Genomic DNA, 15,263 nt, shown 5'->3' with positions numbered 1-15,263 from the left:
AATGTCGGTTGATCATTTAATAAAATTAGATTTTTTGCACACGATGAACTCTATGCTTCAGTGGTGCTTTGATCCTCTTCTACTAAGTTTTTTGAGACTATTTACTTGACAATTTTCGAAGCTGAACTAAATTTTTTTATGGACGCAGCTCCTGCGTGTTGTGGCTATCTCGTTAAGGATTCAGGGCATTTCGGTCTCATGGCGCCGGATAATCTGGAGCAAACAAGGCACAAGCTGTTTCTCGAAAAGGCTCAAGAGTTATTTGGGCCGAGGGATGCGGAATCGATTCTTCGCGCCCTTAATTTTTTTCTGGTCCTGGATCTTTTCCAGCTGCTTTTCGAACAGGCGAATCTTTTCTTCCAGATCCTGCAGCGGGGTGGCCACGGCCTTTTGTTCCAACTTGACGGCGAATTCTTCGTCTGAGAGCAATTTGCGCCCGCTTTGCAGCACCGACTGGAGGAGGACTTTGCCCTTTTCGCGGGTCAGAAAATCTCCCAAAACGCGATCAAAGTCGGGCAGAAAGCTCTGTTCCAATTTTCCTTCGTCCCTATTCAGTTTGGCCTCCAGGGCCTGTTTGGCCGATAGCGGATGGATGTTCACTTTGCCGTCTCCCAGAGCCTCCTCGATCACTCGTTTGGAAAAGAGCATCGATTCCCGCCGGTCTTCTTCATCCAGATAATCAATCTTGTTTTGGATGAAGAAGATCTTCTGGACGTATTGCTTCACGTCTTTAAGGAAATCCAGCTCGGATTGACTCATGGGAGGGTCCACCGCCAGGAGGAAGAGAGCCGCATCGACTTTGGGCAGAAAATTGTAAGTCACCTGGGTGTTGTCCGAGAAGATCGATCCCACACCCGGCGTATCGATGATATGGACACCGTCCTTCAAGTACGGGGAGGGATAGCTTATCTCGACCTGGGCCACATTTTTTTCGTTCGCCGGATTGCCTTTTTCGGTCACATAATCAACCAGTTCATCACGAGCAACACACCGCCTGTCACCGTTTTCGAACCGGACTTCAACGCACTCTTCCTCGCCGTAGCGAAGCACAGTCACAATAGAAGTGAGAGGCACCACGGCTGTCGGCAGCAGCCTGGTTCCAAGCAGGCTGTTGATGAAGGTGCTTTTGCCCCGTTTGAACTGGCCCAGGACCACCAGGTAAAATCGGTTGTCGGCAAGCTTTCTACTGATTTCGTCAACGCTTTCGAGGACATTTCGATCCTCGCGAAGTTCCGCCAATCCTTTCAGGCTGCCGAGAGCATCGAACAAGTTCTGACGTCTTTGTCTAAAGGCATCGAGCATCATGGTGCATTCTCCTGAAGCAAAAAACCCCGCCCAGTCAGGCTGGCGCGGGGTCTAAATAAATACGGTTGCCAAAACAAAAACCCCACCGGCCTTGCCAAGTGGGGTGAAAAGTCTTCATCTTCTCTGACTTCCACCCCGTTTGGGTAGAAGTCATCATCCCGGAGCTTTCCGGGCAGTTCAGGCAGACTTCATTGCCTTGATTGTTCTATGATTTTCTAGCCGATAATGTTTTCCGTGTCAACCAACATTGTTTTGGTCGACAAGCCGTGGCTGCAAGGATAACATTATCAGGGATATTTGTCGGGAATCCAGCCCCGCGCGCCTTTCTGGATTCCCGCTAAAAAACCTGCGGGAATGACGGACGCGGAGCTTAGCTCCATGTTCCTGCATTTTTTGAGAAGTTACCCTTAATCATGTCAACCGGCGGATGTCGATAACAATAGTGCGATTCCAACTGACGGTTCCACGCCTGCTCGGCGGTATCGGTCGCCAACCGATTGGGTTGTTAAGGGAACACGGAAGTTACTGGAGGATCGGAATCGTTCCCACGCGGGAGCGTGGGAACGAGGTGTTTAACTGGCCATGCGCATTTTCGGAGTCCCTAAACATTGATCGCCCCCTCAATCTGAGCGAGAATCTGGTCGTCGTTGTAGTGCTTGAAGGTGATCGCTTTGGCAGGGCATTCGGAAACACAGATGCCACAGCCCTGGCAGCCTTCGGGGTCGATGACCGATACCCGTTCCTTGTCGATATACGGAACCTGGTAAGGGCAGGTATACACGCAGACCAGGCAGGCTGAGCAAAGCTCCCGTTTTACCTCAGCCACAATGCCGCTGCTGTAGACTTGCTTCTTCCAAAGGAGTCCGCTGGCCCGGGCGGCGGCGCCAAGCGCCTGAGTGATGCTTTCTTCGATAAATCGCGGGCTGTGTGCCAATCCGCAAACGAACACGCCGGGCCTGCTGAAGTCGAGCGGGCTCAGCTTGGGATGGGCTTCCATGAAGAAGCCTTCCTGCATAAAGGGCAGCTTGAGGATCTTCCCGAGTTGGTCCACTTCCGGCTGCGGCCGGATGCCGGCGCTTAAAACCAGCAGGTCCGGTCCGATCTCAAGGTTCATTTGGCTGGCGGGATCGAACACGTCGACTCGCACTTCATCCCCATTAAACAGGACCTCGGGCGGCGATTCCGGCTCGAATTTGATGAAGATCACTCCACGGTCCCGCGCTTTTCGATAGTATTCTTCCTTGAAGCCAAAGGTGCGCACATCCCGGTAGAGGATGTAAACCGAAGCTGCTGGATTCTTTTCCAGCAGCAAAATGGAGTTCTTCACCGCTGCCGCGCAACAGACTCGGCTGCAGAGCGGAAAGTCGTCGTTGCGCGAGCCGATGCACTGAATCATCACCGTCGTTTGTGGAAGCGCGCCCTTGCCGCTCATAATGCGTTCTTCCAGCTCCAGCTGCGTGACCACTTTTGGATGCTCCCCGTAGCCGTAGTCGGAGCTTGCCGGCCGGTACGGAGAACCGCCGGCTGCGAGGATTACGGCACCGCACTCAATATCAAAAGATGCTCCGTTTTGCTGCACAAGCGCCTTGAAGCGCCCGGCATTGCCGGAAATAGCCTGCACAGTGGCCGCCGTTCGAAGTGCAATGTTGCGGTGGCTTTTGACGCGAAGCGCCAGCCGCTCCGCCATGCGCCGCGGGGAACCGCCCTCGAGCGTGTGATGAATCCTTCTTGCCATTCCGCCCAGCTGCTCTTCTTTTTCCACCAGATGGACGGTCAGTCCCTGGTCGGCCAGGTTGAGAGCCGCCGTCATGCCCGCCAGACCGCCTCCAATTACGAGTGCCGAAGGAACAACTTCAGTTGCCACATCATCAAACGGCTCCAGCAAAGCCGCTCGAGCGACCGCTGCGCGCACCAGGTCTTTTGCTTTGTCGGTGGCCGCATGCGCATCGTCTGCGTGCACCCAAGAACATTGATCGCGGATGTTGGCCATCTCGAAAAAATGCTTGTTCAGACCTGCCCTCTGCAGCGTCTCCTGAAAAAGCGGCTCGTGAGTGCGGGGTGAGCAGGCCGCAACCACCACCCGATTGAGCCGGTGTTCGCCGATTAGCTCCTGCATGCGCTGCTGGGTCTGGGAGGAGCAGGTGAACATGAAATCTTCGACTGCAACCACATGCGGGAGTGTTTGCGCATAACGGCGCACGCTTTCGACATCAACCACGCCGGCGATGTTCTTTCCGCAATGGCACACGAAAACGCCGATACGCGGCGCTTCCCCCGTCATGTCTCGCATCTTCGGACGCTCGGATTGGGTCGGCACATCTGCATCGGAATGTCCGCCCAGCAGTGCGGCAACACTTGCCGCCGCAGCACTGGCGCTCGAAACCGATTCGGGAATGTCCTTGGGGCCGTCCAGGACGCCACACACGTAAACTCCCGGTTTGGAGGTGTGAGTAGGGTCTTCCAGATCGGGTTCGATGAAGCCGTACCGGTTCTGCTGCAGACCCAGGGTGCGGATCAGAGGCCCGATGGATTTATTCGGCTTAAATCCGGCCGAAAGGACGACCAAATCGAATTCTTCCTGTCTGTGTTCGAGGGTATTACGGTCGTAATATTCGATGATCAGGTTGCCGTTTTCCGGATTCTGCATGACCTGAGAGAGCATGCTGCGTATGAACCGCACCCCGTATTGATCTTTGGCCCGCAGCACATAGCGGTCGAAGTCCTTTCCGTGAGCCCGGATATCCATGTAGAAAATGGTGGCGCGGCTTTCCGGGTCGTGCTCGCGGGTTAAAATGGCCTGTTTGACCGCAGCCATGCAGCAGACCGAAGAACAGAAATTGCGTTTGCGGGCGCTGTCGCGCGAGGCAACGCACTGAATCCAGGCGATATTTTGAGGCTTCTTTCCGTCTGACGGCCGTTTGGGCTGCCCCCCAAAAGGTCCGGCTGCCGACAGCATTCGCTCGAATTCGAGGTTTGCCACCACATTGGGATACCGGCCGTGGCCGTATTCCCCGGCCTGAGGCACCAGGCCGAGCTCGAATCCCGCGGCCAAAATGACCGCCCCCAGCGATAGCTCCAGCTGTTGGATCTGATCCTGCAGACGAACCGCTTTGGTCGGACAAAGCTTCTCGCAGATGCGGCATTTTCCCTTCTGGAAATAGAGGCAGTTTTCGGTGTCGATTACGGGAACCAGCGGGATGGCCTGCGGGTAAAGGAAATGGATGGCTTTGCGAGTGTCCATACCGGCATTGTATTCGTTGGGCGCCTTTTTCGGGCATTTTTCAACGCACAGACCGCAACCGATACAGGTTTGCGGGTCCACATAGCGGGGATGGACGCGCACCTGAGCCGTGAAAGCTCCGGGCTCCCCTGCCAGTCCCGTGCATTCGGAATGAGTCATGATGTGAATGTTCGGATGGCGCGAAGCAGCTACCATCCGTGGTGAAATCATGCAGGTCGAACAGTCGTTGGTGGGGAAGGTTTTGTCCAGGCGCGCCATGTTGCCCCCGATGGAAGGGGAGCGGTCCAGCAGATAAACTTCATAGTCCATGGCGGCAAGGTCAAGGGCCGCCTGCATACCGGCGATTCCCGCCCCTATGATCAATACCGCCCGGGAACCTTGATTCGTTGCTTTCATCATTACTTTCAACTTCTTCCTATTGAATAGCCGCTTCGGATGTGAATCCTCATTTTGCAGCCACAAATTGTGATCTGCTCACCGCTCACTCATCACTGCTCACAGTCCATCCTTCGATAAACGGTCTCGGGTCGACCAAATGGCTGGCCAGGCCGGCGTCAATGGAACGCAGACGGAAGGCGATGCCGAGTAGTTCGGTGTAATAGAGGATCGGCAGTTCCCAATCCCAGCTGTTTTGCGCACGCAGCTCAGGCTGCAAAAGATCGAGGTTGCTGTGGCAAAGCGGGCAGCACACCACGATGGCCTGGGCCCCGGCGGCATGAGCGGCACTGAGCAGTTTTGCCACCAGAGTGAGTCCGATCGTCTTTTTCGGTATTCCCATGCTGGCGCCGCAGCAGGTAGCTTTATAGGACCAGTCGATGGCCGTAGCTCCGGCAGCCGCCGCCAACAGGTCCAGATGCCGTGGATTCTCGTAATCCGTGTAGCCGGTGATCTTGGGCGGCCGAACCACCTGGCAGCCGTAGTAGCAGACAACTTGCAGCGCCGCGAGAGGGCGCCGCACCTGATCCCGAATCTTTTCCAGCATCTTCTCCGAAGCAAGAAACCGGGCCAGGTCGAAGATGTTCCGATCCAGCTTCAGCAGCCAGGGATCGTCCACCCGTTTTTCTTGCAGCATTTTTCTCGAAAGAGCCAGCCGCTTGAAGCACATGGGGCAGGCAACAGCCATATCGAGACCGAGCGCTTCGGCGCCCGCGATGTTTCTGGCCGGAAGCATCACCGACATGCGTTCATCCAGGCTGTGGGCGGCTGTAGCTCCGCAGCAGGTCCATTCCTCAACTTCAACCAGTTGAAGGCCGAGTGCCGCTGCAACCTGCTTGATGGACTCACGATAGTCCCAGCTCATGGACTGCAGCGCGCAGCCGGGATAATAAGCCATCTGTATCATGTCGAAATCACCTTTCCGCGGCGTTGTTCAAGTATCGCGCGGATCTCCTTCACCGCCCGACTCCTTTCCGGCAACAGTTTGAGGCGGCCGCGCTCGAAAAGCTCCCTGGCCAGACTCATTTCCTGCTTGAACTCCGAATAGGAAGGCAGATGGCCGGTGAGCAATGTTTTCAACTTGAATCTCTGCATGAGCTGAAGGTCATTCATCCGGCCGTACTTGTGAAGGACCTCCAGGAAAATCTCGTGAAACAGCGCGATTTCCATTTCGGCGGGCCTCTTGTGGCCGGCCACAACGGAATTCTTCACGAAATTCATCAGACCCGCCACATTGATTTCATTCGGGCAGTAGGTGGAACACATTTCACAGGACAGACAAACCCACACCGATGAGCATTCCAGCAGCTTTTCTCTTTGTCCCAGCTGCACAAAGCGCACGACCTGGTGCGGCTTGATGTCCATAAAAGTACTCACCGGGCAGCTGTTGGTGCAGCGCAGACATTGGTAGCACGACGATGCCTTGATGCCCGTCTCGGCGGCCACCGCCTGCGGCCACAAATGAATTCGACCGTCCAGCTGTAGAGATGGCGATTTTTCGTTCATATTGGTTATCAACTCCTGCTTCTCAATATTCAGCAGCCGCAATCGATGACCTTGCCGCCTACCGCTGCCCATCTTTTGATTTGGCGGTTAAATCTCACCCGATTTTTCCACAGGTGATCCCTCACAGCGCGGCGCACTTGATCCGTCTCAAGAGGTTCGCCTTTAAACATAAAGGCGCCGTTACTCAACTCGACCAAGGACCCTTTAAAAGGGTTGAACACGGGCTCTCCGGTTTTAAGCCCCCGCAGGATACCCTCCGTGAGTTGCTCGGCATCTTGCATGCTTTTGATCTCACGGATCACATCGGTCACGATGGTTGTCCCTCCGTTTCTTCTGAATGGTCCGAGCCACCGATTGACTCACCCTTTTTAATGAGGTCGGCCAGACTGATCGAGTTGAGCTTAGCGTACATGGCCTCTTGTGCTTCTTTCCATACCTGACGAGTCAGGCAAATGTCGGCACGCTCACAGCTCTCGGGATGATCCGTGCACGCCAGGATGGTTTCGCTTCCCTCAAGAAGGGCCACAATTTCACCTATGCTGACCTGCTCGGGTGGCTTGGCGAGATAATGACCTCCCTTGGTTCCGCGGACGCTCTTTACAATGCGTGCTTTCTTCAAAGGGATGATAAGCTGTTCCAGGTATTTGACGGAAATGTTTTGGCGTTTCGCAATGTCTCCAATCTGGACCGGCCCTTTTTGGTGATGCTGGGCCATGTCCAGCAGGAGTCTTGCACCGTACCTGCTGCGGGTGGATAACTTCATCGATGCTTCCGGTTTCTCCAAGGTCTGACCATTTAATGAAGAAAGCTTGACAATCTATATTAAACAAGTATAGTTTAAAGTCAAGAACAAACATGCCAAACGGCTGGGGTGTGACGTACGGGAAAATTCAGCATGTGGAAGTAGCGGCTTATGCAATTTCACAGGAGACATTCATGGCAAAGACCATCCGGGAAATCAATGAGAAAATCAAGCATGGTAAAGCGGTTGTCGTCGATGCGGAAGAGGTCATCGAAATGGTTAGACAAAAAGGGATTAAACAAGCCGCGACCGAAGTCGATGTGGTCACCACCGGAACCTTTGCGCCTATGTGTTCATCGGGAGCCTACTTCAACACGGGCCATTCCAGGCCTCGTATAAAACTCGGCGGCGGGCGGGTCACGCTAAATGATGTGCCGGCCTATACCGGCTTTGCGGCCGTCGATTTGTTTTTGGGTTCGACGGCGCTGCCCGAAGATGATCCGCGTAATAGAATTTACCCGGGCAAGTTTGCATACGGCGGTGCCCACGTGATCGAGGACCTGGTGGCGGGCAAAGATGTCAGGCTAGTCGCTCAGGCATACGGCACCGACTGCTACCCGCGCCGCGGTCTGGATAGCTGGATACGTTTAGAAGATATGAATGAAGCGGTGCTGTTCAACATGCGCAATGCCTACCAGAACTATAATGTGGCCGTCAATCTCTCCGATCGTGTCATCCACACCTATATGGGATTGCTCCAGCCCGGCATGAGAAATGCCACCTACTGCAGCGCCGGCCAGTTGAGTCCCCTCATGAACGATCCTTACTACCGCACCATCGGCATGGGGACAGCCATTTTTCTTGGCGGCGGCGTGGGCTATATCGTGGGTAGCGGCACTCAGCACAACCCGACGGTTCCTCGCGGCGAGAATGGCGTGCCGCGGATGGGAGCGGGCACGCTCTGTGTGATGGGAAATTTGAAGCAGATGAGCTCGCGCTGGCTGCGGGGAGCATCTTTCACAGGATATGGAACAACTCTCGCCGTAGGCATCGGGGTACCCATTCCCATTCTCGACGAGGAGGTCCTTCGCTTTGCCAGCGTACAGGATGCGGATATTTTCGCCCAGGTGGTGGATTATAGCGAAGCTTATCCCAACTGCAATCCCATCAGTCTTGGCGAAGTGAGCTATGCACAATTGAAGTCCGGTTCGATCTCGGTCCGCGGTAAAAAAGTGAAAACCGCCGGTTTATCTTCCTACGCCAGGGCCAAGGAGATTGCTACGATCCTCAGAGAATGGATTCTTAACGGCCGGTTCTTCCTCACCGAATCATCCGTTTCGCTGCCATCCGTGGATTCCGGCATTCAGTTCAGACCGCTCACGGAAAGGCCTGTCCAGAATCGGGCGACGCCTATGGGTTTACAACGCTTGGGTGTGGACTCATCAATTTAGGGAGCAGAGGGGAAATGGCTGTGAAACGTTTGATTTTGAATTTCCCAGCACATCTGGTCGATCAGCCGGTCACCTATAAGTTGATCAAGAAGTTCGATTTGCGAGTCAACATCCTTCGCGCCAGAATCACTCCCCGGGAAGAAGGAAAGCTGATGGTGGAAATATCCGGCAAAAAGAGCAAGCTGGAAGCCGGCCTTCGCTATCTGGCGGAATTAGGATTGGCGGTGCAGTCGCTTGCCCAGGAAGTCAATCGGCGTCAGGAACGGTGCATCGAATGTGGCGCCTGCGTTTCTATTTGCCCTAGCGGAGCATTGGCGGTGGAGCGTCCGACCATGCACGTCTCCTTTTTCGGCGATAAATGCATCGCCTGTGAACTGTGCGTCCCTGCATGCCCTTATAAGGCCATGGAGATACTATTTTGAACAATGGTGTCGACCCAATAAATAAACATTATTTTCTTTGAAGATTTCTCAGGTGAAATGCCTTGGTCTGACAGTAGCTCGTGCTTCCTCTATTGGCATGGGTAACGCCATCGAAGATTATCAGAACAAAATCGCCGAAGCCTCCGCAGCTTGACCAGTAATAGAAATGGGGAAACCCTTTTCGCAACACGCACAGGGTACTCCGTAGAAGGTCAGGGTGTGCGAAGCACTCCCTGACAAAACCCTGTAGAGAGGGGTGTGTAGCCCCTTTCCAGAGCGGCATGGTTTTATTGTTTTCGGTATGAAGAAAGGATCGAAGTGCAGGCGGAGGGCCTGCGATTCGGAAAGTTTGAAGACGTGTGAATAGGTTTATTGAACAATAACGAGCTACGGATTGTCGCTTCATGCAATCCAACGGCATGCTTTTTCTGGTAATTTTCTTGACATCCCGCCTCTCTTTCGCAAAACTCATTCAATCATGAATTCGGGCAGCCACTTAATCAGCTCTTTGGCACTGAGCGCGCTGTAGCGGGCGTGAAGGGTTCAACTGCAAAAGGACTTCCCATGGCTCGACTGACGGAACAGGAAAAGCAGGACATCATCCGCTACCTGGAGGCGGACAAGCCGCTGCCGGACAAGTACCGGTTTCTGCTGTTTGCGGACAAACGTGAAGTGGAGCTGGTCTGGAACGGCAAGACCAGCGAAGTGTGCAACCTGGTGCTGCCGTTTCAGGTGATCGAGCAGGTGGACGAGCCGCGCTCCGAAAAGGACACCTCCCTGCAATTGCATCTGTTCAACACCGACAACCGGGGCCGCCAGCTCAAAGGCTGGACCAACAAGCTCATCTGGGGCGACAACAAACTGATCCTATCCAGCCTGAAAAACGGCCCCATGCGCGAAGAAATCGAGAAGCAGGGCGGCCTCAAGCTGATCTACATCGACCCGCCGTTCGATGTCGGTGCGGATTTTTCCATGGACATCGAAATCGGCGGCGACACCTTCACCAAGAAGCCCAACATCCTGGAAGAGATCGCCTACCGCGACACCTGGGGCAAAGGCGCCGATTCTTTCATCAGCATGATCTACGAGCGACTGGTGCTCATGCGGGATTTGCTGGCGGAGGATGGGAGCATCTATGTGCATATTGGGCCTAATGTAAGTCACCATGTGCGAGCCATTGTTGAAGATGTATTTGGGATAAATCGATTCGAGAGGGAAATCATATGGCAGCGTGTATCTGCAAGGAGCCACGGATACTACTATCCCGCGACCCATGATTCGATACTTTTCTGCAGAAAAAGCGAAAAAACTATATGGAATCAGCAGCATACGCCGGTAAAAATGGAGCTTGTGGAATCTCACTACAACAACATAGAGGAGGGTACTGGACGGCGCTATACACTTGATAATTGCCTTAACCAGAATAAAGATCGCCCTAACCTCCGTTATGAGGTTAATGGTCACGTCCGAACTTGGAGATGGACAAGAGACAAAATGGAGACCCTCATTAACGAAGGGCGAATAGTCTTCACTTCTTCCGGTATGCCTAGATACAAACGATATTTGGACGAATCAAAGGGGGTACCTCTTCAATCAATCTGGTCAGATATTAAGCCAGTAAACTCTCAGGCTATACAGGACACAGGGTATGGAACTCAAAAACCAGAAGAGTTGCTGGAACGAATAATTCTATCTTCCTCCAACGAAGGCGACCTGGTGGCCGATTTCTTTTGCGGATCGGGGACCACCGCGGCGGTGGCGGAAAAGCTGGGCCGCAAATGGATCGTGAGCGATCTGGGGAAATTCGCCATCCACACCACCCGCAAGCGCATGATCGGGGTCCAGCGGCAGCGAAAAGCCGAGGGAAAAACCTACCGCGCCTTCGAGATCCTCAATCTCGGCAAATACGAGCGGCAGCACTACATAGGGATCAATCCCAACCTGCGGGAAGAGGAGCAGCAAAGGCAGCTGGAAGAGCGCGAAGCGGCCTTTCTCGAGCTGATTCTGCGCGCTTATCGAGCTGAAAAAGTGGAGGGCTTTCGCACCTTCCACGGCAAAAAGGCCGCGCGGCTGGTGGCGGTCGGGCCGGTCAATTTGCCGGTGACGCGCCTGTTTGTAGAAGAAGTGATCCTCGAATGCCGGCAGAAGCACATCATCCGGGTGGACATTCTGGCCTTCGAGTTCGAGATGGGGCTGTTTCCGAATGTGCTGGACGAAGCCAGGGCCAAAGGCATCGACATCGCCCCCAAGTACATCCCCGCCGAAGTGTTCGACAAGCGCGCCGTCGAAAAAAATCAGGTGGTCTTCCATGACGTGGCCTTTCTCGAAGTCAAGCCGCACCTCAAGAAAAATCGAGTAGCGGTGGAGCTGACCGATTTTTCGGTCTTTTACTCGCAGGATTCGGTGGCCGCCGCCGAAGCGGCCCTCAAGAACAAGGGCAGTAAAATCGTGGTGGAAAAGGGCCAAATCGTCAAGGTGAGCAAGGACAAAGACGGCCTCACGAGCCGTGAAGTCCTCACCCGGCACTGGACCGACTGGGTGGATTACTGGGCGGTGGACTTCGACTTCGAAAACAAGCGCGAGATCATCCGGGTGCAAAACGTCGAGAGCGGCGAATGGGAAGAGGTCTGGACCGGAGATTATGTTTTCGAGAACGAATGGCAGTCGTTTCGCACCAAGAAGGACCGATCTCTCGAGCTCATGAGCATTTTCTACGAATGCCTGCCGGGGAAGCGCAAGCTGGCCGTCAAGGTGATGGACATTTTCGGCAACGACACCATGAAGATTGTGGAGGTCACGATATGACGGCCGCATATCTTGCCCGTGAAGAGGTGCTTGGAATCCTGAAAAGGTACAAAGCGGAGTTTGCAAAACAGTATGGGGTCACCGCGCTGGGCCTCTTTGGCTCTGTGGCTCGAGGAGAATCGACGGCGGTGAGCGATGTGGACGTGGTGGTGCGCATGCGTGAGCCGAATCTGTTTTACATGGTGCATATCAAGGATACTCTTGAGGGCGCACTCCACGGGCACGTGGACATTATCCATTATCGGAAAAAAATGAACCCTTTCTTGAAGAAGCGGATCGATAGGGATGCTGTCTATGTATGACGTTGAACTGGTCAGCGAGATTTTGGAGCAGATCCTGATAGCGGCCCGCAGAATCAAACGGCGTTTTCACCCCATCCATCATTCGGATGATTTCTTGAGCTCTGACGAAGGACTTGATCGCTTGGATGCCATAAGCATGATGCTCATTGCCATTGGGGAAAGCCTGAAACACCTTGATAGGATCACTGGCGAAGCACTTCTCCCAAAATATCCTGAAGTGGATTGGAAAGGAGCCAAAGGAGCGCGCGACATCCTCAGTCATCACTATTTTGACATCAATTCGGAAGTCGTGTTTGCCATTTGCCGCGACCACATTCCAGTTTTGATTGCGACGGTCGAGAAGATAAAGAGGGAGATTGCCAGTGGCCCTGCACCCTGATTTTCCCGGTTCCCCGCACGCCGTGCTCGACCCGGCCATCCGCTGGTTTCCGGCCGATGAGGCGCTGCGCGAATCGAGCTTTGAGAAGCTCCTGCCGCCGCTGGTGCCGGAACTACGCAGGCAGGTTAAGGAATGGCGGGAGGCGGGCTACGAAAGGGCAACGGATACCAGCCGCAGCCTCCTCAACTGGTGGTTCGAAACGCCGCATCTGCTGCCCCAACTGGACGGGACTTCAGCCGAATTTCAGTATTACTACGCCCAGCGGGAAGCTCTGGAGACCATCGTCTATCTTTATGACGTGGTGGGAGTGAAGGATAAATACGATTTGCTCAGGTTCGACAGTTCGGGTGCGGTCACGGCGGGCATGTTCGACGAAACCTGGCGGCGCTTCGTGGTGAAGATGGCTACCGGCACCGGCAAAACCAAGGTCATGAGCCTGGTGCTCGCCTGGAGCTATTTCCACAAGTTGTACGAGCCGGATTCGGAGCTGGCGCGAAATTTTCTGGTGATCACCCCCAACATCATCGTGCTGGATCGCATCTATAAGGATTTCAGCGGACTGCGCATCTTCTTTCAGGACCCGGTGCTGCCGGACAACGGCTTCGACGGGCGCAACTGGCGGGACGATTTTCAGCTCACCTTGCATGTGCAGGACGAGGTGCGCGTCATCCGTCCGACGGGCAATATCTTTTTGACCAACATCCACCGGGTGTACGCCGGCGAAGATATTCCGCCATCGCCCGACGATGAAAACACCATGGATTATTTTCTGGGCAAACGGCCCACCGGTGCGACCACCGATTCCCGAGTGGACCTGGGGATGATTGTGCGCGACATCGATGAACTGGTGGTATTGAACGACGAGGCCCACCACATCCACGACAAACGCCTGGCCTGGTTCAAATCCATCGAGGATATTCACCACCGTTTGAAGCAAAAGGGCGATGCCCTGTCCCTGCAGGTGGATGTTACCGCCACCCCCAGGCACAACAACGGGGCCATTTTCGTGCAGACGGTGGCCGACTATCCTCTGGTTGAGGCCATCTGGCAAAACGTGGTCAAACACCCGGTGCTGCCCGACGCTCCCAGCCGCTCCCGGCTGGCGGAACGGCAGAGCTCCAAATACACCGAAAAATATGCCGACTACATTCATCTTGGCGTGGTGGAATGGCGCAAGGCGTATGCCGAACACGAAAAAATGGGCAAAAAGGCCATCTTATTCGTCATGACCGACGACACCAAAAACTGCGATGAAGTGGCCGCCTATCTGGAAGACTGTTATCCCGACCTGAAAGATGCCGTACTGGTGATTCACACTAAAAACAACGGGGAAATATCCGAAGCGGTGAGCGGCAAGAACAAGGAAGAGCTGGAGCGGTTGAGAAAACAGGCCAACGAGATTGACGGCGAGGAAAGCCCCTATAAGGCTATTGTTTCCGTGCTCGTACTCAAGGAAGGCTGGGATGTGCGTAACGTAACCACCATTGTGGGTTTGCGCGCCTATTCGGCCAAGAGCAACATATTGCCGGAACAGACGCTTGGCCGCGGATTACGCAGAATGTATGCCGCCAGTGTGGATGAATATGTCAGCGTGGTGGGCACCAACGCTTTTATGGAGTTTGTCGAGTCCATTCAAGCCGAGGGTGTGGTGCTGGAGCAAAAGCCCATGGGGGAAGGCGCCCGTCCCAACACGCCGCTGGTGATCGAAGTGGACCGGGAAAATGAGAAAAAGGACCTGGCCGCCCTGGATATCGAAATTCCGCTGCTGACTCCCCGCATGCAGCGCAAGTATAAGAACCTGGACGGCCTGGACATGCATGCCGTCGATTATGTTCGAGTTTCCTACCGGCGGTTCAGCGAAGAAGAACAGCGCGAGATCGTCTTTAAGGACATCACCACCGGGGAGGTGACACACAAAACCATTCTAGATTCGTTGGGGGTGGCGGACTATCGAAGCGCGATCGGCTATTTTGCGCGAACCCTCATGCAGGACCTGCGGCTGGTGAGCGGCTACGACGTGCTCTACGGCAAGGTCAAGGAGTTTGTGCAGGACGGGCTGTTCGACCGGAGCGTGGACCTGGAAGATCCCAACACCCTGCGCAACCTCGCCGAGCTTGCAGCCACAAAGACGCTCATGGAGGCGTGCAAGCAGGCGATCAACGCCCTGACCATTCAGGATAAGGGCGGCGCCGTGATTTGCGAGCGCATCAAACTGCGGGATACCCGTCCGTTTGTCGCCAAGGAACAAGGCTATCTGATCCCCAAAAAGAGCGTGTTCAACCGGATCATCGGCGACAGCCGTTTCGAGCTGCTGTTCGCCCAGTTCCTGGACGGTTGCGAGGATGTGGTCTCCTTTGCCAAAAACTATCTGGCGGTGCACTTCAAACTGGAATATGTCGATGCCGACGGAGACATTGCCGGCTACTACCCGGATTTTCTGGTCAAGGTGTCGGAGCGAGAGATTTATATCGTCGAGACCAAGGGGCGGGAAGACCCGGACGTGCCGCTGAAAATGCAGCGCCTCCGGCAGTGGTGCGAAGACGTCAACCTCGCCCAGCAGGAGGTCCGTTATGATTTTGTCTATGTGGACGAGGAAAGCTTTAGCAAATACAAGCCCGCTTCATTTCGCCAGCTGCTCGGCAGCTTTACCGAATACCGTGGTTGATGCGCGTTTC

Annotated in this window: 12 protein-coding genes and 1 riboswitch; of the genes, 6 read left to right on the top strand and 6 right to left on the bottom strand. The window is 54.5% G+C overall.

Features of this window, described 5'->3' with window-relative positions; all coding sequences use genetic code 11:
* Positions 1-258: 258 nt before the first annotated feature.
* The 6 genes from K1V27_RS21375 to K1V27_RS21350 form a co-directional block, all read right to left on the bottom strand.
* A complete protein-coding gene (locus K1V27_RS21375; RefSeq protein WP_258932289.1) occupies positions 259-1,305 on the bottom strand; it encodes a dynamin family protein in 1,047 nt (348 codons plus the stop codon).
* A gap of 137 nt (positions 1,306-1,442) precedes the next feature.
* A riboswitch (Fluoride riboswitch) is annotated at positions 1,443-1,510 on the bottom strand.
* Between the two features lie 396 nt (positions 1,511-1,906).
* Positions 1,907-4,945 carry a CoB--CoM heterodisulfide reductase iron-sulfur subunit A family protein gene (locus tag K1V27_RS21370; protein ID WP_258932288.1) on the bottom strand — a complete coding sequence of 1,013 codons (3,039 nt, stop codon included), beginning with the start codon at positions 4,943-4,945 and terminating at the stop codon, positions 1,907-1,909.
* An 82-nt stretch (positions 4,946-5,027) separates the two neighbouring features.
* Complete coding sequence (locus tag K1V27_RS21365; protein WP_258932287.1) at positions 5,028-5,888, bottom strand: CoB--CoM heterodisulfide reductase iron-sulfur subunit B family protein; 861 nt, start codon at positions 5,886-5,888, stop codon at positions 5,028-5,030.
* Complete coding sequence (locus K1V27_RS21360) at positions 5,885-6,487, bottom strand: 4Fe-4S dicluster domain-containing protein (protein ID WP_258932286.1); 603 nt, start codon at positions 6,485-6,487, stop codon at positions 5,885-5,887. The genes K1V27_RS21365 and K1V27_RS21360 overlap by 4 nt, the downstream gene beginning before the upstream one ends.
* 29 nt (positions 6,488-6,516) lie before the next feature.
* Complete coding sequence (locus tag K1V27_RS21355) at positions 6,517-6,798, bottom strand: hypothetical protein (RefSeq protein WP_258932285.1); 282 nt, start codon at positions 6,796-6,798, stop codon at positions 6,517-6,519.
* The gene (locus K1V27_RS21350) at positions 6,795-7,250 is read right to left on the bottom strand and encodes an RrF2 family transcriptional regulator (RefSeq protein ID WP_258932284.1); all 456 of its coding nucleotides are present in this window, start codon (positions 7,248-7,250) and stop codon (positions 6,795-6,797) included. The genes K1V27_RS21355 and K1V27_RS21350 overlap by 4 nt, the downstream gene beginning before the upstream one ends.
* Before the next feature lie 173 nt (positions 7,251-7,423).
* Here K1V27_RS21350 and K1V27_RS21345 point away from each other — a divergent pair, with 173 nt between their 5' ends.
* The 6 genes from K1V27_RS21345 (at position 7,424) to K1V27_RS21320 (ending at position 15,253) form a co-directional block, all read left to right on the top strand.
* Complete coding sequence (locus K1V27_RS21345) at positions 7,424-8,680, top strand: homocysteine biosynthesis protein (protein ID WP_258932282.1); 1,257 nt, start codon at positions 7,424-7,426, stop codon at positions 8,678-8,680.
* 14 nt (positions 8,681-8,694) lie between these two features.
* Positions 8,695-9,102, top strand: coding sequence for an NIL domain-containing protein (locus K1V27_RS21340; protein WP_258932280.1), 408 nt, complete (start codon positions 8,695-8,697; stop codon positions 9,100-9,102).
* A gap of 564 nt (positions 9,103-9,666) precedes the next feature.
* Positions 9,667-11,907: a site-specific DNA-methyltransferase gene (locus K1V27_RS21335; RefSeq protein WP_258932278.1), complete on the top strand. Its 2,241-nt coding sequence runs from the start codon at positions 9,667-9,669 to the stop codon at positions 11,905-11,907.
* Complete coding sequence (locus tag K1V27_RS21330) at positions 11,904-12,209, top strand: nucleotidyltransferase family protein (RefSeq protein ID WP_258932277.1); 306 nt, start codon at positions 11,904-11,906, stop codon at positions 12,207-12,209. Before K1V27_RS21335 ends, K1V27_RS21330 begins: the two co-directional genes overlap by 4 nt.
* Positions 12,202-12,588 (top strand): HepT-like ribonuclease domain-containing protein, encoded by a 387-nt coding sequence (locus K1V27_RS21325; RefSeq protein ID WP_258932276.1) that lies wholly within the window; start codon positions 12,202-12,204, stop codon positions 12,586-12,588. Before K1V27_RS21330 ends, K1V27_RS21325 begins: the two co-directional genes overlap by 8 nt.
* Complete coding sequence (locus tag K1V27_RS21320; protein WP_258932275.1) at positions 12,572-15,253, top strand: DEAD/DEAH box helicase; 2,682 nt, start codon at positions 12,572-12,574, stop codon at positions 15,251-15,253. Before K1V27_RS21325 ends, K1V27_RS21320 begins: the two co-directional genes overlap by 17 nt.
* Positions 15,254-15,263: the final 10 nt, after the last annotated feature.

Source organism: Desulfoferrobacter suflitae, from assembly GCF_022603395.1.
Classification (GTDB): Bacteria; Desulfobacterota; Syntrophobacteria; order Syntrophobacterales; family Syntrophobacteraceae; genus Desulfoferrobacter; species Desulfoferrobacter suflitae.
This window is presented reverse-complemented; position numbering and strand designations above follow the sequence as displayed.

Excerpts from the sequence above, each read along its gene's own strand:
- K1V27_RS21370 (WP_258932288.1), bottom strand. The coding sequence starts at position 4,945 with ATGATGAAAGCAACGAATCAAGGTTCCCGGGCGGTATTGATCATAGGG.
- K1V27_RS21330 (WP_258932277.1), top strand. The coding sequence starts at position 11,904 with ATGACGGCCGCATATCTTGCCCGTGAAGAGGTGCTTGGAATCCTGAAA.
- K1V27_RS21335 (WP_258932278.1), top strand. The coding sequence starts at position 9,667 with ATGGCTCGACTGACGGAACAGGAAAAGCAGGACATCATCCGCTACCTG.
- K1V27_RS21365 (WP_258932287.1), bottom strand. The coding sequence starts at position 5,888 with ATGATACAGATGGCTTATTATCCCGGCTGCGCGCTGCAGTCCATGAGC.
- K1V27_RS21325 (WP_258932276.1), top strand. The coding sequence starts at position 12,202 with ATGTATGACGTTGAACTGGTCAGCGAGATTTTGGAGCAGATCCTGATA.
- K1V27_RS21350 (WP_258932284.1), bottom strand. The coding sequence starts at position 7,250 with ATGAAGTTATCCACCCGCAGCAGGTACGGTGCAAGACTCCTGCTGGAC.
- K1V27_RS21340 (WP_258932280.1), top strand. The coding sequence starts at position 8,695 with ATGGCTGTGAAACGTTTGATTTTGAATTTCCCAGCACATCTGGTCGAT.
- K1V27_RS21360 (WP_258932286.1), bottom strand. The coding sequence starts at position 6,487 with ATGAACGAAAAATCGCCATCTCTACAGCTGGACGGTCGAATTCATTTG.
- K1V27_RS21345 (WP_258932282.1), top strand. The coding sequence starts at position 7,424 with ATGGCAAAGACCATCCGGGAAATCAATGAGAAAATCAAGCATGGTAAA.
- K1V27_RS21375 (WP_258932289.1), bottom strand. The coding sequence starts at position 1,305 with ATGATGCTCGATGCCTTTAGACAAAGACGTCAGAACTTGTTCGATGCT.